Annotated in this window: 13 protein-coding genes; 5 read left to right on the plus strand and 8 right to left on the minus strand. The window is 45.7% G+C overall.

Annotated elements, in window-relative coordinates; translation table 11 throughout:
- The first annotated feature begins 363 nt into the window (after nt 1–363).
- Both lamB and L8S15_RS03265 read left to right on the plus strand, forming a co-directional pair.
- Nucleotides 364–1,572 carry a maltoporin LamB gene (gene lamB / locus L8S15_RS03260; protein ID WP_010431678.1) on the plus strand — a complete coding sequence of 403 codons (1,209 nt, stop codon included), beginning with the start codon at nt 364–366 and terminating at the stop codon, nt 1,570–1,572.
- Nucleotides 1,573–1,734: 162 nt separating this feature from the next.
- A complete protein-coding gene (locus L8S15_RS03265) occupies nt 1,735–2,562 on the plus strand; it encodes a MalM family protein (RefSeq protein ID WP_010431676.1) in 828 nt (275 codons plus the stop codon).
- A gap of 590 nt (nt 2,563–3,152) precedes the next feature.
- Here L8S15_RS03265 and pulA read toward each other — a convergent pair.
- Both pulA and L8S15_RS03275 read right to left on the minus strand, forming a co-directional pair.
- On the minus strand, nt 3,153–6,794 hold the full coding sequence (gene pulA / locus L8S15_RS03270; protein WP_280572029.1) for a pullulanase-type alpha-1,6-glucosidase: 3,642 nt from the start codon (nt 6,792–6,794) through the stop codon (nt 3,153–3,155).
- 385 nt (nt 6,795–7,179) lie between these two features.
- Nucleotides 7,180–8,970, minus strand: coding sequence for an alpha-amylase family glycosyl hydrolase (locus L8S15_RS03275; RefSeq protein ID WP_280571993.1), 1,791 nt, complete (start codon nt 8,968–8,970; stop codon nt 7,180–7,182).
- A 156-nt stretch (nt 8,971–9,126) separates the two neighbouring features.
- On the opposite strand from L8S15_RS03275, the gene L8S15_RS03280 reads away from it, so the two are divergent.
- The gene (locus L8S15_RS03280) at nt 9,127–9,516 is read left to right on the plus strand and encodes a DUF1294 domain-containing protein (RefSeq protein ID WP_280571994.1); all 390 of its coding nucleotides are present in this window, start codon (nt 9,127–9,129) and stop codon (nt 9,514–9,516) included.
- 52 nt (nt 9,517–9,568) lie between these two features.
- On the opposite strand, the gene L8S15_RS03285 is transcribed toward L8S15_RS03280, so the two are convergent.
- Nucleotides 9,569–10,153, minus strand: coding sequence for a LysE family translocator (locus L8S15_RS03285; RefSeq protein WP_280571995.1), 585 nt, complete (start codon nt 10,151–10,153; stop codon nt 9,569–9,571).
- A gap of 141 nt (nt 10,154–10,294) precedes the next feature.
- On the opposite strand from L8S15_RS03285, the gene L8S15_RS03290 reads away from it, so the two are divergent.
- Together L8S15_RS03290 and L8S15_RS03295 are read left to right on the plus strand one after the other, a co-directional pair.
- The gene (locus L8S15_RS03290; RefSeq protein ID WP_010431662.1) at nt 10,295–10,735 is read left to right on the plus strand and encodes an Lrp/AsnC family transcriptional regulator; all 441 of its coding nucleotides are present in this window, start codon (nt 10,295–10,297) and stop codon (nt 10,733–10,735) included.
- Nucleotides 10,736–10,761: 26 nt separating this feature from the next.
- Nucleotides 10,762–11,691: a LysR family transcriptional regulator gene (locus L8S15_RS03295; protein WP_016767381.1), complete on the plus strand. Its 930-nt coding sequence runs from the start codon at nt 10,762–10,764 to the stop codon at nt 11,689–11,691.
- A 185-nt stretch (nt 11,692–11,876) separates the two neighbouring features.
- Here L8S15_RS03295 and L8S15_RS03300 read toward each other — a convergent pair whose 3' ends face one another.
- The 5 genes from L8S15_RS03300 to dsrO form a co-directional block, all read right to left on the minus strand.
- A complete protein-coding gene (locus tag L8S15_RS03300) occupies nt 11,877–12,938 on the minus strand; it encodes a c-type cytochrome (RefSeq protein WP_016767382.1) in 1,062 nt (353 codons plus the stop codon).
- A 9-nt stretch (nt 12,939–12,947) separates the two neighbouring features.
- Nucleotides 12,948–13,583, minus strand: coding sequence for a c-type cytochrome (locus L8S15_RS03305; protein WP_280571996.1), 636 nt, complete (start codon nt 13,581–13,583; stop codon nt 12,948–12,950).
- 412 nt (nt 13,584–13,995) lie between these two features.
- Nucleotides 13,996–17,088, minus strand: coding sequence for a tetrathionate reductase subunit A (locus L8S15_RS03310; protein ID WP_016767383.1), 3,093 nt, complete (start codon nt 17,086–17,088; stop codon nt 13,996–13,998).
- 14 nt (nt 17,089–17,102) lie between these two features.
- Entirely contained in the window at nt 17,103–18,251 is a 1,149-nt protein-coding gene (nrfD, locus tag L8S15_RS03315; RefSeq protein WP_016795950.1) for an NrfD/PsrC family molybdoenzyme membrane anchor subunit, read from the minus strand.
- On the minus strand, nt 18,248–19,084 hold the full coding sequence (dsrO, locus tag L8S15_RS03320; protein WP_280571997.1) for a sulfate reduction electron transfer complex DsrMKJOP subunit DsrO: 837 nt from the start codon (nt 19,082–19,084) through the stop codon (nt 18,248–18,250). Before dsrO ends, nrfD begins: the two co-directional genes overlap by 4 nt.
- Between the last annotated feature and the right edge of the window lie 218 nt (nt 19,085–19,302).

The following is a 19,302-nucleotide window of genomic DNA, read 5'->3' on the forward strand; positions in this document are numbered from 1 at the left end:
CAACTTCACAGATTAATTACGGTAAAAAAAATAATTCATCGATGAAGTTCAAATTATATATTTGAGCTAGATCTCACTTATGTTGAATAATTAGATCTGTGTGCTGTCTACTCCTCCTATATTAAGTGATCTACCTCTTTAAAACACCATTCTGTATATTTTCTACTCCCCTCTAGTCCCCCTTAATTAACTTAGGGGCGGAGGAAGTCAAACTTGTCATCCCCTCTTAATATTGACCCCGTTGAAACGAATCAGGGGAAACCCTAAACCTCTCTATCTTACGACTACCATTACTGCCTTTGGTTGCCGCAAGAGAGCAAAAATATAAAAACCTAAAATAAATCGTCCTTAATGGAGTTAAGAATGAAAAAAGTAAGTTTGATTGCTGCTGCAGTGGCAACTACGTTAGCTGCTGGCTCTGCGTTCGCTGTAGATTTTAATGGCTACATGCGTGCTGGTACTGGTATTAGCGGAAATGATGGTGGTGACGTTTCATTCATGAAGAATGGTATTGGCCGTCTAGGTAATGAAAACGACAACTATTCTGAGTTTGGCTTAGCTGAAGAACTAAAAACTGGTGAGCAAACCTGGCGTTTAGAATCAATGATCGCTTCTGGTGCTGATGGCGCAAATGGCTGGGAAGACGGTGACTTTAACGTCGCTCAGTTCGCTGTTAAAGCAAAAGGCGTTCTATCTTTCGATGAAGAAGCGACTCTTTGGGCTGGTAAAACATACTACCAACGTAAAGATATCCATATTACTGACTTCTACTTCCTAAATACATCAGGTACTGGTGGCGGTATTGAAAATATTTCAGTTGGTAACCAAAAACTTTCTTTAGCGATTATTCAAGATGGCGAAGATGATAATGGTGCTGGTTACATGGCTGATGCTCGCCTAGCAAATATCGGGCTATGGGAAGATGCTAGTTTAGAGCTTGGAGTTGTTTACAACTTCGGTACTGAAAACAAGAATGGCAAATACGATGGTGATGATGGTCTACTTGCTACAGGTATTATCCACCAAAACATGAGCAATGGTTTCAACCAAACAGTTGTTCAGCTAGGTACTGCTGGTTACGGCGTTCAAATGGCTAATTTCTGGGGTTCAGGTGCGTACTATGATCGCTCTGGTGCTCAAGACGATGGTTTTGGTTACCGTATTCTTAACTGGGGTGTAATGAACCTAGGCGAATCTTGGGAAATGGGTCACCAACTTGCATACCTAGCAGGTTCAGACCTAGGTACTGATAAGCATGATTCAAGCCAATACTCTATCGTGGCTCGTCCAATGTATAAGTGGAACGACACAATGCGCACTATCTTCGAAGCTGGCTATAACGCTGGTGAAGTAGACAACGTTGACTTTGGCGGCGCTAAATTTACTGTTGCTCAAGCATGGGCAATGGGCGACAGCTTCTGGGCTCGTCCTGAAATTCGCGTATACGGTAGCTACCTGATGGATCTAGAAAACGATTCATTCGGTGAAGTTAAAGATGAAAACGGTGTTGTTACCGGCCAAGGCGCAGACAACGATTTCGTTGTTGGTATCCAAGTTGAAGCTTGGTGGTAAGCCACTTAGCTTAAAATCCTAAACTGTCCTAATTCATAGCCGGCTTGCGTCGGCTATTTTTTTAAGGAATGTACGATTAAGTTGATCGTTCCCTAGGTGAATAGTTCTCTTTGTGGTAATTAAAGTTAGTAAATTTCTTAAAAAAATAAAAAAGGAAGGGTTATGTATTTCAAAGCTCTGATGTTGAGTGGCTGTGTAGCATTGGCCGGTTGCCAATCAGCACAAGTAGTCGAACAAGTGCAAGTTGCACAAGCTGAACAAGTTAACTCGATTACTGGTCTTCAATTTGCTCCTATGAAGCTACCAAGCTCGGCAATTTTTGACGTGACACCAAATAGCCAAGTATTAAACTATCAAGGCATAAACAGCCCTGTAGTAGCGATTGAATTGCCTGCAGACCGCGGTGAGTATTCAATTAATATCACGAGCATTATCGGTGATACTGCCTTTGTTCCAAATGCGGTCATCTATGACGAAAATGGTCGTGAGCTAGAGCGTTATGGTAAAGATAGCTTCGAATACGCGAAACCAAGATTGCACTTGGGGAACCGTCTCGTTACTGAGAACGATTTTTACCCACCGACAACAGCAAAATCAGTTTATTTAGTTATCTACACAGATCAAAACGATCTTGGTGGCTTTACTGATGTGATCCACCCTGCTCGTTTGGACGCGGAAGGCCGTGGTAATTATTTACCTGAAGTGAAAGATATCCCGATTCCAAATGCTAACGTTGGTAAGATAGAAGTTACAATCGATAAAGCGAGCTTCTTCTCAATTGGTTCATCAAACAGTGAATCTAATGCTAAACCTGCTGTTGCTAAAATCGATACTATTCAACCTGAAACGCAAACCTACTATCACAATGCGATTCAAACAGCTGTAACTGAAGACAATATTCCTAAAGCTCTTAGCTTATTAGATGAAGCAAAAGCATTAGGTATTGAAGGCGCGCAAGAAGTATTTGTAAAAGCTGTCAATAAAAAGTAATTCAACAGTTTGTAAATACTGAATGACATGATAATAAGGGACCCGTTTGGGTCCTTTTTTATTGCTTTAGATAAATATAATTTGAGTGGAAAATAAATTTGGTGAGAGAGGTGACCGAAATAACCAAGCTAGATAGAGTGGCTAAAACAGCCATTGTTACCCATTGCCAAATAGCTGAAAGCAATAGTAGCCATAATTATTTACGCTAAAGCTATTTACGCTAAATTATCGATGCTCTATCGAATAACACTATCTATTGACTCTCGTTATATTATTTTTGAACCTCATAAGTTAATAACCAGGTCTTTACTTATCTTAGTACCGATAAGTCATTAGGATCTCCAATCATGCTTGTGGTTTTAGGCATAGTCGCTATTGGGCCTGCCAAGACCCAAGACCCAAGACCCAAGACCCAAGACAGTTTGTGCATCGTTTCATCAAAGAGCATCGATCGATGTAAGGATAGTAAGAATCGTGTGGTTCATTTGGATTGGAGTTTATTTAGCACAAAAAAAGGGAGACTGACGTCTCCCAAAAGGCTAGCTTTCGCTGGTTTTATTATTTGTTATTAGAATTCTATGCTTTAAGACTTAGTTCTTGGTTACTGAAACGACCGCTTTCTCAACGCTGTCATCCAACTCATGAATCGCATTTAGAGTGAATGTGTAGTCGCCAGCTTCTACTACGCTTAATTGGCAGTTACCATCAGTACCAAGGTCGATTGAACCATCAGCAAGTTCAACTGAATCACAACCGAAGTTAGGTGTTTTCCAGTCAGCATCGGCAAACTTGAAGCCATAGTCCCCCGCTTCCAAAGTACCTGTTACAGAGTAAATCCCATTAGCAACAAAGCTCATCGCCCAATTATCAGCTGCACCCCATCCATTCATGTCACCACGAACGTAAACCGTTGTTTGACCGTATGGAGGAATGCTAGACACATCTTTATCAGAGTTATCAACTGGCAGGCCGACACCTTGTGCGTCACCTTGTACTTGTACAAATACAGCGGTGGTTAATGCAGGTACCGTGAAGGTTTCAGCGGCAAAGCTTGCGCCTTTCACTGTGTTATCAGCGGAGTTTTGTTGAACGCCGTGAAGTGTAAAGCCTTTCGCACCTGTGATTTTGAACGATTGAGATTCATTGGTTGAGTTTACAACTGCCACAATCGCATCATTGGCTGGGTCAAGATCTTCGCCCGCAGACACGCCATCATCGATAGACATCACGATTAGGCCTTCGACTTGTTCTTCACCGACATTGCGGAAGTCGACACGCTTCATGACTTCGTCAGCTGTGTCTAAACGGAACAGTTCGCTTGAACTACGAATTTTTAGTAGTTCAAGGAATTGCTGCTTAGTCAGCTCAATGTCGTCTGCGTCTGGTTTAGCCGTTGGGTCAGCAATGATAGTTTTGATTAGATCCCAGTTAGCACCATCTTTATCTTCACGTGGTAAGCCAACATTCCAGTTGTTGTTAGTACCATCAAACATTACGCGGTTGTACCAGTCGCCAGAATCGTAAGAATCACGCTGCATAGACTTTGAACGTAGCAGTTCAGAACCCATATGGATGAATGGTATGCCTTGGCCTAACATCACGGTAGAAAGCGATACAGACTGCATACGCGCACGCTCTGCTGAGCTAGTGCCAGTGGCGATTTTGTATGCGTTGTTATCCCAAAGCGTTTGGTTATCATGTTTCGACACATAAGAGATGTTCTCTGAAGGCATTTTGGTGTAACCAGCGGGCGCACCGTTGTAATCCACGTTTTTACCCAGTTTGGTATCGCCTTTATAATCAATCAGCACATATTCTGCGAGGTTACCTGCCATGCCTAAGCGAACAAGATCTTGGTTGTGTAAACGACCGTTGATTGAATCTTGATCAACTTTGGTTTCTTCATTGGCAATCGCGGCATTACCGAAACCTTGGTTGAAGCGAAGTGGGTGGTTGCCTTCTGAATTGACGCCACCATCGAACGGGCTACCGCCACGCACGGCGTCACGCAGACGGTCTGAGAATGTACCGATCTCAGTGCCTGCCATGTTGATTTGGTTCGCTTGATCGAAGCGTGCGTTATCCGCTACTTCGCCGAAATCCCAACCTTCACCGTAGAACAGTGTGTTCTCGTCGATTTTACGAACTTCAGCAAGAGCTTCTACCATCACGTCTTTTGGCTGGTGGCCCATTAAGTCAAAACGGAAACCATCCACTTTATAGTCGTCAGCCCACACCTTGAGTGAATCGACCATTAACTTACCCATCATTAGGTTTTCAGTCGCAGTGTTGTCACAACAAGTCGAGTTTTCGACGCCACCTGTGTTGACGTTAAGGCGGTGATAGTACCCAGGTACAATCTTATCCAGTACCGATTTATCGTTCACACCAGACGCATTGGTATGGTTGTATACCACGTCCATGATCAGCTTGAGATCCATGTCGTGCGTGGCTTTCACCATTTGACGGAATTCGAGAATACGCTGAGAACCGTTTGGATCTGTCGCGTAACTTCCTTCAGGAACCGTGTAATGGAATGGGTCGTAGCCCCAGTTGAAGCTGTCGAGCATACGCAGGTCGTTCATTAGCGCTTGCGCATCGCCTGTTGAAGGATCATAACCATCGAGTACATCTTCGATGACCTTATTTTCGTCTTCGTTTCCACACAAGGCGGCAGCAGGTTTTACATCACATAGTTTACCAACGGTGTCAGTAATATCGACACGGCTCGCTTCATCTTCATCGACGGTAGCGATATCAAATGCCGGTAAGATATGCAGCGTGGTTAAACCTGCTTGTTGCAGAGCTTGTAGGTGTTTGACCGACTCACGATCTGCTTCTGTGAGAGCGAGGTACTTGCCGTTTAGGCTCTTTGTGCCGAGCTTATCGCTGAAGCTAAAGTCACGCAGGTGTGATTCGTAGAGTACGTGATCTTCGTCTTTCTCTACCGTTGGGCGCTTATATCCAACCCAGCCTTCAGGCATTAATGCCACATCATTAAGGTCGATAACTTGAGAGTATGCAGAGTTTTTCGACAAACTGAGTGAGTAAGGGTCGGTTACTAGGCGAGTTTCAATGTTACCTGTGGTTGGATGGTAGACCTTCACTTGGTAACGGTAGTAACTGTTGACTGCATTAGACACAGCATCAGTCGCCCAAATACCTGTCTCAGTGCTCTCCGTCATAGGGAACACTTGTGAACTTTGCAGATCTTCGCTGTATAGGACGAGTTCTACATCTTGCGCTGTTGGTGCCCAAAGTTTGAAGGTAGCCGCACTGCCTTCAACAATCGCACCTAGCTCTTCACCCATTGCATTACCAGCATCTTCGCTAGCAAATACCGCATCAAGCACACCTGGCTTTTGAACCTCAGTTGAAGAGATAACATCGCCATTGGCATTATAGGCAACAAAAATTATCTGAGATTTTAAGATGGTGCGTAATGTGTTGTCGTCAACGTCGATAGCAAGGGCAGGTAAGCTTGCAAGGTGGCGGAAACGCTCTTTCAATTCAGAAGACAATTCCCCATCTTTGCTTAGTTCAATTGCAGTGCCACCCACGATCTCTTTGTCGTCGTTCATTGTGATGCTGTTATCGAGTGCGTAGAACAGTTTCACAGAATCGGCGTTACCAGCGGCTTCCCAGGCGATGGTCTCTGCGTCCAACCAATGCGCTTTTTGGCCATCGATATTGACGGGACGCTCTGAAATTGGGTCGTAATACAACTCGCTGCTGCCATGGAACCCGAATACGCCCTGTGAATCGCCAAGCTTGGTTAGCTCGATTTTAGAATTGGCACTACCAAACGCTTTTTCGTCGCCATTGTGTAAGATGAAATTCATGCATTTATGTGGGTCAGAAGCATCTGGATCGACTTTCAACACATAGTAAGCGCCGTAGGTATCACTGATACCATCAAATTCGTAAGGTGCTTCCCAGTTAGTACCCGTTTCGCTTAAACCCATGGCTACTAAGTCCGTGCTAGTACAGCCTTCGCCATTCCATAGGTGAAGTCCCCAGACGTCGTAAGTAGAACCCGAAGTGCTTGCAGCTGCAACGTCACGTTTGTAATACACAACGACTTCGTTTTCGCCTGCTTTGTATAAGCCACTGTTGCCAGCATCCGTGTCTCTGTCGTTATCGCTGCCACAGCCTGCGATAAGGGTGGCGGTGAAGAGAGGTAGAATCGCTTTGGCTAACGTTGACCGTCTGAAGCTTCTCTTTTTTGTAATGTCGAAGGTGCGTTGTAGAGTGATGTTCTTGTTAATATTTATGTTGTTCACGTTTGATATCCATATTTCACTTTTTATGAAGATGAATATCCTAGTCCGAACGATGGTCAACTATTTGTGATGGCTATATGTAAAGTTATTTTTAATACGTAAAAATAGGAAACCTAGTGTCAGTATCACGCTTTGTATTTGGTTTAAGTGAAATTAATTGGATCAATAGCTCATATGTTCGATATTAATAACCTAAGGCGTAGAAGCTAGGAGTAGATAATAAGGATGAGAGCTCATCCTTATTAATGTGAGGAAGGTATCGAATTGAGAGGTTGTTAATTTAACTTGGGAATTAAGTTAATTATCAATTGGTAATGTAATAGTTGTTCGGTAACTAATATTGTTCGATAGGGTCTTCATCTAACGATAATACCCAAACCAAAGATGCGAGCGGTTTTAATTCGATATTAAAAATGCCGATGCTATTTTCAACGTTGAATACTTGTTGGTGAACGCCCTCAATATGTTCATCTAGCAAGTAATTGCCATCCGTTACTTTAAGCTTTTGGATGACATCATTTGGGACCTTCAAGTGAATACTCTCAGTGGCGTGTTGGCTGAAATTTGCGGCAACAATAGTGAGCTCTTGGTCATCATAGCGAAGGAATGCGTAGACTGAATCACTCAAGTTATTGCACTGGTGTAAGTCTCGGTATTCACCTGTCATTGAAGAATGCTCAAGCGAAAAGTTCATTACCTTTTGATAGAAGTGACGTAGTTGCTTTTCGTTTTCGTCTAATAATTCGCCATCGAAGGCACTATGATTCATCCATTTTTGATGTTGTGGGACTCCGATGTAATCGAATATAGAAGTGCGTGAGGGCTGTCCAAACCCTGCATTCTCTGCTCCGGGTTCTCCGACTTCTTGCCCAAAGTAGATCATGGTTGGAGAACTGCTCAATAACGCGCTGACGAGCATTGCTGGTTTCGCGATATTCGGATTGCCAACAAAGCCAGGAGAAGCGATGCGTTGCTCATCATGATTATCCAAGAAGTGCAGCATGTGGTGTTCAATATCCATCATCTGATGTTGGATCTCAGGGATGATTGCCGTTGAAGCCTTACCTTGCATGATGTCTTTGAGGCCATCGTACAGGTCAACCTTGTCATAGAGGTAGTCCATCTTGCCGAGATGAATGTAGTCGCGGTACAAGTCCGGTTGATAAACCTCTGCCATCAGAAAGGCATCTTGGTTTTTCATCTTTATCGATGAATTGAGGTAGCTCCAGAATTCGACTGGAACCATCTCAGCCATGTCGTAGCGGAATCCATCAACACCTTTGCTTAACCAAAACAAGGCGATGTCTCGGAATTTAATCCAAGAGCTAGGCACAGCGACCGATTCCCAGAAATGATGATGCTCTCGGTAATCTCGTTGAGCATAGTCACTCGGTAGTTCAGGGAAGTCTTTTGAACCGTCTGGTTGCACGCCATAATTGATTTTCACCGTTTCATACCAATCATCGAAACTAGGCTTGGCTAAACGTGAGCCGTTACCCGTCCATTTGGCGGGCGTCTCGATAAACCGGGAACTTAGGTTAGGGTGCTGCTCACCACCAAGTGGGGTAAAAGCGGGCTCGATATCTGGCAGTTCAAAGGTGCTGTTGGGGATGTAGTAAAAGTTATTGTCTCTGTGGTATTCCAGCGTTGTGTCATCTTGAGCACCAAAGTCACTGACGCCTTGTGGGTTATTTAGGCCCTCATAATGACGCGCGACGTGATTAGGGACGATATCGATGATCACCTTCAAGTCGTTGTCGTGACTTCTTTTAATTAACGCTTCAAACTCCTCTAACCGATATTCAGGATTGTTGGCGAGGTCAGGATTGACGGAGTAGTAATCTTTAACCGCATAAGGCGAGCCTGCGCGTCCCTTAACTACGTTAGGGTGATCGTCTGAAATCCCGATGTGCTTGTAATCATTGATGGCGGCGTGATGTGGCACCCCGGTATACCAAATATGAGTCATACCGAGTTTGCGGATTTCTGACAGCGCTTTGTCGGTAAAATCACTGAACTTACCGACGCCATTTTGCTCGATTGTGCCCCATGGAACATGTTGGGTGTTTTTATTGCCAAATAAACGCGTAAAAACTTGGTAGATGGCGTACTTTTGGTTGTACATATTTATAATTCCTTTAACTTCCATCATGTTATGTAGGGATGAAAGGGCTGTTTATTCTTTGCAGGCTAACCGAATTACAATATGCCTTACTCATCCTTATCAAAATCTACAGGGCGTAATTGCCACAGTATGTGAGCTGTTACCCAAAAGGAGTTGATGTTGTCTTCATCTATTCAAATCGCCATCACTTATTTGGTGTTGGTGGCCGTGTCTGTGTTGTTTTCAGAAAGTTCTAAAGCGCTGTTGGTTTGGTATTTAGTTATCGGGATAGTGACTTTTTTTGTATACGCGAAGGACAAACGAGCCGCGATCAATGGCAATTGGCGCGTGCCAGAGAAAACTTTGCATATTTTTTCTGTTGCTGGTGGCTGGTTAGGGGCGTTGATCGCTCAAGATAAGCTACGCCACAAAACGCAAAAGCAGCCGTTTAGGGCGATTTATTGGCTGACTGTGGTAATCAATGTAGCAGCATTTTTATGGACGCTAACCTCGAGCGGGCAGGCGATATTTGGGCGTTGGCTTAGCGAGATTATTGGATACTTGTAATGAAATTGATGGCCAGTAATCACTTACCAACCATCATAGAGAAGCTATCTGGTTACAACATCGGAATCGTCGATGCTAGAAGCAAGCCCGCCATACCGTAGTTAAAGCTTTTGATGCGGATGGGTGTTGTTAGCCAATGTTGCAGTTGCTTGCCTGCCGCTGTCCAGAAGGTCACGGATGGCAAGTTGGCTAGCGTGAAGATACCTGCGATGATTGCAAGCTCCCACCATGAACTGCCACTGCTGTACACTGAAATCGCAGTCAGTGCCATTGACCAACCTTTCGGGTTTACCCACTGAAAACTTGCCGCGCCAATGAAGGTCATGGGCTTATAAGCCTCGGTGCTTTTTGCTTTGCCGCTCAATGCAATCTTAATTGCTAGGTACACAAGGTAAGTCAGGCTTAGGTATTTCAATATCTGGTGAGAGACAGGGTAAGCGTTGAAAATGCCCATTAAGCCGAAGCCAACCAACAACAACATGGCTGCAAATCCCAGAGCTATCCCAAGCATGTGCGGAATAGTACGGGCAAAGCCAACATTGGCACCTGATGTCATGAGCATGATGTTATTTGGACCCGGCGTGAACGTCGAGACAAACGCAAACAAGGCAAGTGCGCTAAGTTGTTCTAAAGGCATAATGGTTCTCCAGCAATAAAATGAACGAAGTGACTGACCGGTCATGACTTTCACGTGTTGAGAAACATAGTAGGTGGAAAGTGAGGCAATTATGTGCTTTTATTTCCTCTATTATCACTAAATGCACAATAATAAGTACCTATGGATAGATTTGACGAAAGGATATTGCAAGAGCTTAAATTGGACGGCAGAATCTCCAACATCGAGCTTTCAGAACGAATTGGCCTGTCAGCTTCAGCGACCCTAAGGCGAGTACAAGATCTCGAACGTAAAGGTATCATTCAAGGTTACCGCGCGGTTCTGGATAATGGCCTGATGGGTGTCGGCTTTATTGCTTATGTTTCGATTGGTTTATCGAGCCACAGCAAATCGGCTCAGCTAGAATTTGAACAGCATGTCAGCATGGAAAAAGAAGTGGTGGAGTGCCACAACATTACCGGTGCTAACGAATATTTGCTGAGGGTAGAAACCAAAGATCTGCCGGGCTATAAGAAGTTTCATGCCGATGTGCTTGGGGAATGCGCTCAGGTTCAATCCATTACGACCATGGTTGTGATGGATACCCCCAAAGATGAACGCTAGTCGAGTTTTATTTCAGGAGAGGCGCAGTGCCCAGTACTAATCAGTTGTTATTGTTCTTAGATGTGGTTCAACAAGGGTCGTTTACCAAAGCGGCAACCTTGCATGATATGGACAACTCATCACTCTCAAAACAAATAAAAAAGCTTGAGCAAGACCTAGGTGTTCAGCTGCTCAACCGTTCCACGCGCTCGTTCTCGCTGACGTCAGCAGGGGAAGATATTCTCGCGCAAACCTATGTGCTGAAAGATACCATCAATCAGATCCAAGGTATTGCTGATTCCTATCAGTCTGAACCCAAAGGTGTGCTGCGAATTACTTCACCGATCTATTTTGGTCAGCAATATCTGCAACCTATCATCACGCAGTTCATGAGAAAGTACCCGGATGTTCAGATCGTGCTGTCATTGGACGACAAGATCGCCAACATTATCGCAGGGCAGTTTGATATCGCATTTCGCTTCAGCAAGCTTGTTGAATCGAATTTGATTGCGAAGAAGATTGCCGACAGTAACTTTATGTTGGTTGCCTCGAACGACTTTGTGAAGCAGCATGGCGAACCTAAAACGCCACAAGATTTGCTCGCGTTACCTGCTGTAATTTATACCAATGGCGATATGACGGTCGATCATCTGCGTATCAGTGAAGAGCCGCATGGCAACACTTTCCAAAGCCTAACGATTCGTGGCAACTATAAGGTGAGTGATGTTCGCACCATGGTCTCTTGTGTAAGAGATGGCCTAGGGTACGGCTTCCTCGACCAATCAAACTTGTATGCCTCAATGAAAGAACTTGGCTTGGTCACTTTACTTCCAGACTATCCAATCTCTACTGCTGATACGGCTATTTATGCCGTTTATCCGCACCGTAAGCAGACCAAGCTGGTTAAAGAATTCATCACTACGGTTCAAGACTATATTGGCTCTCCGACGATTTGGGAGAAGATGCAGCAAGGTTAGTTATTTTTCTAATCGTTCAAACACAAAAAAGGAGCCAGATCGTTAAACAATTTGGCTCCTTTTTATTCGTCCAGTTGTAACCAATTTACAATGTAAAGCTTAGCTATAGCTGGTGTAAGCAACTATCCGGTCTCACTAAAAGGCATGACTACTCACGAAAGCCGGTTACTGCTCTTTAAAACGAATTAGTGATCATTAATCACTTCTTTACCACTTGGGTAGGCTTTTGAACCCAGTACATGACCGTCGACTTCTTTGCCATAGTAACCTTGGTGGCTGTGGTAACGCTTAGCATTGCCGGCAACATCGCCTTTGTATCGAGGGTCTTGTGGGCGTTCATGACTGTTTACAAACGCTGCCACATCCCACGCATCCTGAATTGACAGCTGTTGGCTTTTTCCAAGCGGCATGTTTTCGTAGATGAAGTACGCGGCGGTGTTCACTCGGTGCATACCTGCGCCCCAGTTGAACGAATTCTCGCCCCAAAGAGGTGGTAGGTATGATCGGCCATCCGCCCCTTTAATGCCTTCGCCATTTTGACCATGACAGGTTTGGCAGCTGGTTTGGTAAACCTTTTCACCACGCGCTATCGACGGTTCTTGTTCAGGGTTATCAATCTTAGGGTAGCCACGACCTGCCAACTTGCTGCGGTCATCGATTGGGTATTTGCTTAGCAGTTCTTCAGGAAGAGGGAAGCTATCTGCTTTTCCTCCGACTTGTAAATCGGCATCGCTGATCTCAGGAACCGGCGTGTCTTGCATGCCGTTCTTGTCTAAGATGCCGCCCATCGCGAGCCAGTATGAATAAGCCGTGAGCGCGACCATCTCTTTTGAGCCTACTGCTGGTGGCAGGCCATTCATTGAATAAGTGAAACAGCCTTGGATACGTTCTGCGTAGCTGTTTACCTTGTCGTTTTTCTTACGGTAAGCAGGGTAGGCCATATACGCTCCCCATAGAGGTGCTGCATTCGCCTTCATGCCCGCTTGCATGTGGCAGTTGACACAGTTTTGTTCATTGCCGACGAACGTACCGCGCATCTGTTGTGAATCGACAAACAGTGAATAACCCAGTTTAACTTTGTCGCCAAACTCCCCTGCAGGAATATCGACCAAGTCTCGTGGCACCAGATACTTGTTATCTTGTGGTTTCTCAACAGCTGGCAGTTCGGTTTGGCGATCGGGTAACTCACCTTCGGCGTAAGCGATTCCAGAAGCAAGGGTTGCGGTAATTAAGAGTAATGTTTTCATGCGAGCCCTTTAGTATCGGAAAGATGCGAAGTAGTAAGACAGGTTTTTGATCTCATCGTCGGTCAACTTGTCCGCGATATTGCCCATCATGTTCAAATCATCACCCTTGCGAGTGCCGTTTTTCCAAGCGTTGAGCTGAGTTTGAATGTAGTCGGCGTGCTGGCTCGCTAGGCGTGGGAACTTATCTACGCCCATACCACTTGGCCCATGACAGGTTGCACAAGCTGGAATGTTGCGGTCCCAATCGCCTTGGAATACCAGTTTACGATAAGGGTTATCAATATCAGCTTGTGAGCCGCGCTGTTCTAAATCGCTGAATTCGTATGAAGGCAGTGATGCAAAGTACTCGGCAACTTCACGACGAATCGCAGGATCAGACACACCATCCGCCATCCCTTTCATGATCGCGCTTTGACGCTCGCCACTTGAGAATAAGACCAGTTGATGTTCGAGGTAGTCGGCATTGAGCCCTGCAAGCATAGGGGCGATGTTAGGCATGCCTTTCCCGTCGGCTTGGTGGCAACCGCTACAGGTTTCTGCGGCTTCTGGCATTGGATTAGGCGCTGCTTGTGCAAAACCGGATAAAGAAAGGCTTCCCAGAGCAGCGATGCAAAGCGTTAGAGTTTTTATGTTCAGCTTAATCATGAGGCGTCGCTATTGGTTGTAATGCACGCATTTTCGACATAATTGGATGTTCGCGCTATTGTGGATTTCCACATTAATTCACTTGGAACTTGAGGTAAGTCTCACATTAATAACCTTAATCACCATAATGGTATTGGTGTGAATTTCGATAGGCGAATCCAACTGCCGTTAACGAAGTGCAAGGGAACTGCCATGTTCGCCTCGGTGTAACTGCTTATTAAGGCTCTTTATGGCACCGATTGTATAAGCATAGACGCTTGATGGGGCTAGGTAAGAAACATGTAGGGAAGTGATGTGAAGGGTTGATGGTTTGGCGTTGAATAGGTTAGAAAAGAAGAGCAACCTCAAATGACGAAGTTGCTCTGCTGCGTTCCTATTCAGGAATGAATAGGGATAGGTATTGGATCACTGATTAGACTTTGTAGATCTTAGCCGGAAGTGCTTGTCTTGCTGCTGCGCCTACCACCCAATCCAGCATCACACCTTTGCCTTCTCTCGTCGGATCAATTAAACCAATATCATTGATGTTAACGCCATCGTTTGACTTCATTTTTACTGGTTGTTGTGTGTCTCCAATCCAGTGTGCACGTTCACCGAGCTCTTTATGGCCAAAGCCATGTTCAAAGCCTAATGTGCCCGGTTTGATGCCATCAATCACCATCGCCAACGCATGTGTGGTTGAGCTCGGTGTTTCAATAGCAAATACGTCACCGGTTTTGATGCCTGCAGAAGAGGCGTCTTGTGGGTGAATGTAAACCGGGTTCACGCCTTTGATCGACTCTAAGCGTGGTGATAGGTTAGATACCGCACTGTGAATATTGGATTTAAAGTTGGTCAGAGTAAATGGCCACTCTTTTGCTGGGAACTGCTCTGCTAATGGCGTGCCATCTGCCAGCTTTTGTGGATACCATGTCGGGCAACCCATGTACTGCTCGCCACTGATGGTGTTGCGAGAGGTACCAAGCTTTTCATTCCAAATAGCCAGTGGCTTGGTCCATTTGTACTTCATAGTTTCATTGGTATACGCATTGGTTGCGTCTTCAAAACGACCGCCACGCGCAAAAATATACGCCACTTTTAGCATCTCTTCAGGTTTAAGCGTTTTGTTCATCACAGGGACTAGGCTCTCTAGACCAGACCAAACGATATCTTCAGCGTCTACATTCGGTACGCCGCCTTTTACGAATGCCAAGTTAGCTGCAGAGCGTAGATAGAAATCTTCAGCGCTATGAATACCGTGCCAGTTACCTTGATTGTCTTTGATTACGTTGTCGCCGAAGCCACCTAAGCCCAGTGTTTTTGCCACATCAATAAAGAAGTTCTCTAGGTTGATGGCACGTCCGTCTTGAGTGCGGGAAGTTTTAGGTTCAACAATCGGCCAACGAGCAGTGATCGCTTTAGTTGCAACGCCATGCCAAGGTGTTGCCATGCCCCAACTCTCGTAGGTAACCGTGTCCGGCACAAGGTAATCCGATAATGCTGTGGTTTCATTGATGAAGGCATCAATAGAGACGATCAAACCCAGTTGCTTTGGATCCTTAAGCTTCTCGCCTAATAGGTTGTCTAAACCCGGAACGCCATAAAGTGGATTTGCCATGTGGTTGATCCACGCTTTTGCGCGGTAAGGGTAGCCATCAATCGCAGCTGATAAATGCTCGGTTAAAAGCGGTGCAGAGATTGGGTACCACGGAGCGCGTGTTGGGTAAGGTGATTCACCGGCCGCAACACGACGTTTGTATTCGCTGGTCTTGTGGTACGGGAATTTGCTGCGAGATAAGAACACACCTTGAGGCTTAGTCTTACCTTTGAACTTAGTAAAATCGTAACGTGGGCCTGCAACAGAAGTTGGGTAGCCACCCGCTTTCGCCATCGCCCCGCCTTTAGCATTGATGTTACCGATCAGCGCGTTCAGCATCAGAATAGAGAACGAGTTGTAGAAGCCATTGGTGTGCATGTTGCCACCGTGGGTATCGACGACTGCTTTTGTTCCGTAGCTGGTAAAGCGTTTCGCCAGCGCAATAATTTGATCTTGTGGAATTTCACACTGCTCACTGTAGTAAGCAAGGTCATATTTGAAGGCTTCTTCCTTCAATCTTTGTAGAGAAGACTTAACACGAACGGTTTGACCATCGATTTCTACGTCTTGATCAACGAACAGAGCCGCTTCATTCACCTGAACATGCGATGATATGAGTGACGTTGTCACATCCAGTGTGATAAATCCGTCATCGTCAGACATCGGTTCGCCTGTTTCTAGCAATCCAATATCCGATGCACGGAGCATACGTCCATTTTGTGGGTGTGTTTCGTCACTGATCACAAGGTGTGAAGCATTACACCAATGCGTGGTGCCTGCTTTTTGCATCGCTTGTGCACTTGGGCGAGACAAGAAATCGTGATTGTAGCGCTGGTTTTCGATGATCCATTGGATCATGCCCAGGACTAATGCTGAATCAGTGCCCGGTTTGATCGGTAGCCAGTTGTTACGATCGCCCGCCGCAAGGCTTGATGATCCTGCTGGAAGGCTTGGAGTCACAATGGTGTAGCTCAGTTTTCCATTAGTACGAGCTTCAGCCAGTTGTCTTGCTTGACGCTTGAACGGGTTACCCGCTTGAGCTGGAGACATACCGATGAAAAGAATGAACTCTGCGTTGTTGAAGTCGGGTTTTAAGTGCGAGAACTTGTCTAAATCATTCATGATCGCGCCAGAACCTGCGCGGAATGCGTAACCACAGTAAGAGCCGTGGTGACCAAAGTTGCGTGTTCCGTAGCTGTTAAACGCAAAGCGCTTCAAGATGTCATCACGACCTTCATTACCGGCATTAGTCACTAGTAACTGGTTGGCTTTAGGACCGTATTCAGGGTTGTTCGGATCAAGTGGTGTTTCGATGTCGCGAATCGATTGCAAGCCCTCAACTTCACCTTCACCGAATAAGTCACCACCCTCGGTGATCTCAGAGATGAGTTGTTCGTAGCTGATCGGTTCCCACTTGCCTTCACCACGTTTACCGACACGTTTGAGCGGTTGAGTGATTCGGTAAGGGCTATTTTGAATCTCTAACATGCCATTACCACGGGCGCAGGCTGTCGAGCGGTTATTGATGCCTGACTCACCAGACAAGCCAATGTAGGCGTCTTTTACCGGTGTTTTGAATGGGATCTGTTGGTCGCTTGATAGCGGATGGTACGGATTGCCTGAGATACGCAAGATCTCGTCATTGCGATTATCGATACGTACACGCAAGCCACACAATGTCCAGCAGCCAAAACACATTGATGGTGCAACGCGTTGGTTTGGATTCGGTGTGATTTTACCTTGTTCATCGACACGGTATTCTGTCTCTAACGAATTACCGTGATGGATGTGATTGGTTTTCTTACCTGCGGTGCCATCAATAGCACCGTGAACCATGTGTTTTGTGGTTGTCGCATAACCTGCAGCAAAAGCTCCAACACCACCGGCAGCAAGGCCTGTTTTCAAAAATTGACGACGTTTGTTATCCATGATGATTCCTCAGACTACAAGCTATGTGAGCGGTTAAGTGGTGACGGTGTGTTTTGGTTTGACTTAGATTTTGTCTTTTGTGAAGAGCCAGTTGTTCTTGTCGATCCAGTAGACACGATTTCAGAAGCGAACAGCGCAAGCGCTAACCAAAGGCCACACATACCAATAATGCCAAGTAACCCAGCGCTACCCATAGGCAGTTCATAAGGGAATGGGCCTACATCAAAACGTGGAATGGTTTGAACTTCCATCATGGTGACCCAACGCACCGCCCATGCTGAAACGATGGTCGCTAGCGCTATGCAGACAATTCCTAGCTTGCTTTGAGATAGACGTTGCAGTGGCAAAACTAAGATCATGCATAGCAAAATGCTGGTAGTCATGATGCCTAAATTGATGCCCCAAGCGTCGTTCTCATACAGGTTGAAGTGACCATGGTTAGATGCCCAAATCGAGGTAAGAATGATGGCAAGGCCACCTGTTAAGGTAATGGTTCTTTGTACTAGAGCGAGGTCTGTCGGTTTTAAGCTTGGCTTGTTTGAAGGCAGCAGAGCCCAAATCAACAGCGTTAAACCCGTTGCAGCAAAGAATGCGGTCGTGAACCAAAGCAGCGGTGAAGCCGGTTGATGCCAAAGCGGGCGGCTCGCCAAAATTGCAATCTCGGCGCCTGTGTAAAGCGCGATGCTTAAGCCAGAAATAGCGGTCGCAGCAGCGAGTGCAATCATCAGTTTTGCTGAAACCTGCCATTGCCCTAGTGTTAGCCAAGACAAACGCTTTAGAAGCGGGTTTTCACTCTCTTTAAGCTGTGCGATGTCATCACGCAGGTAAACCCAAGCTGTCGCGACAGCCAGACCAGAGAACAGAGGAAGAAACAGAGAGCCTAATGACATCCATGACCAAGGTGTGATGTGAGCGTAGAAGTGCCACGCACGGCCAGGTTGGTGTAAGTCACCGGTTAGTGCCAGTGGGCCAACAATTGCGCCGATGGCCATCACAAGCACAAGGGCAGAACGAAATTGATGACTGGTCGAGTTTTTGAAGATCAGTGCAATCAAAAACAGAATAGCTGCCGCGTAAGCTGAACCAATGTAGAAGAAATATTGAACCGCCCACGGTAGCCAAGCGATCTCTTGAGCGGGAACTAACACCTCAGTGATATTCATGCTGTCTCTCCTTGTTTTCCTAGTGCTGCGATTGCCGAGTCTTGTTTGCTAAAGGATGAGTTATCGATGGCGGCTGGATCATAAATCGCAGGTTGGCCTTCAATGTGGCTAACGAAACGCTCGTTCATGCCGATATAGAAAACATGGGGGTTGGTATTCTGCTCTGGCTTGAGCACCTTGATGTCGTCTCGATTTTCATTAAGCAGGCGGTTGATCTCGCTGTTTGGGTCTTTGAGGTCACCAATGACACGCGCCCCACCAACACAGGTTTCGACACAAGCGGGCAGCAAGCCGTCTTCAAGGCGGTGCGCACAGAAGGTACATTTGTCTGCGGTAAGGGTGTCGTTATTGATGAATCGAGCGTCGTAAGGACAAGCTTGAACACAGTAAGCACAAGCTACACAACGTTCGTTGTCGACCATTACAATGCCGTCTTCACGTTGGAAGGTCGCTTGAACAGGACAAACCTTGATGCAGGGAGCGTTGTCACAGTGATTACAAAGGCGAGGCAACATGAAAGATTTCACGTTTTGTTGAGCTGTCGAACCATTATCAAGGGAGACTTCATACTGTTTTACAGTGGTTCTGAACTGGCCAATCGGCGCTTGGTTTTCAACGCTACAGCCAACAGTACATGCCTGACAACCAACACATTTACGTAAATCAATCGCCATCGCGTAGCGTTTACCTATTTCGCCTTTGCGGTCAGGTTGGTTGTTATTGCGAATGGCTGTGCTCGCGACTGCGGTGTTGATTCCGGCAATGGGAATGAGCGCAGCACCGGCGGAAACTTTACCGAATTGGCTGAGAAACCGTCTTTTCAATGAGTCCATAGTGGTACCTATAAATGGGTATTCTTTCTGTTGAGCTCATTGTCAGTTTTTGACCGTACACGGGGTATTGTGGATTTCCACATACCCAGATCAAAATTGATCTAGAACAAATGTGGTTTTACTAATCTAGCTGTTATGCTTTGTATCAAGGCTCTATTTAACGTGTCATCAATGCGTTATTTGAGTGTGGATATGCCGTCAGTGTGGAGAAAGAGATT

The organism is Vibrio sp. S/42/10, from assembly GCF_029890535.1.
In the GTDB taxonomy this organism is placed as follows: Bacteria; Pseudomonadota; Gammaproteobacteria; order Enterobacterales; family Vibrionaceae; genus Vibrio; species Vibrio cyclitrophicus.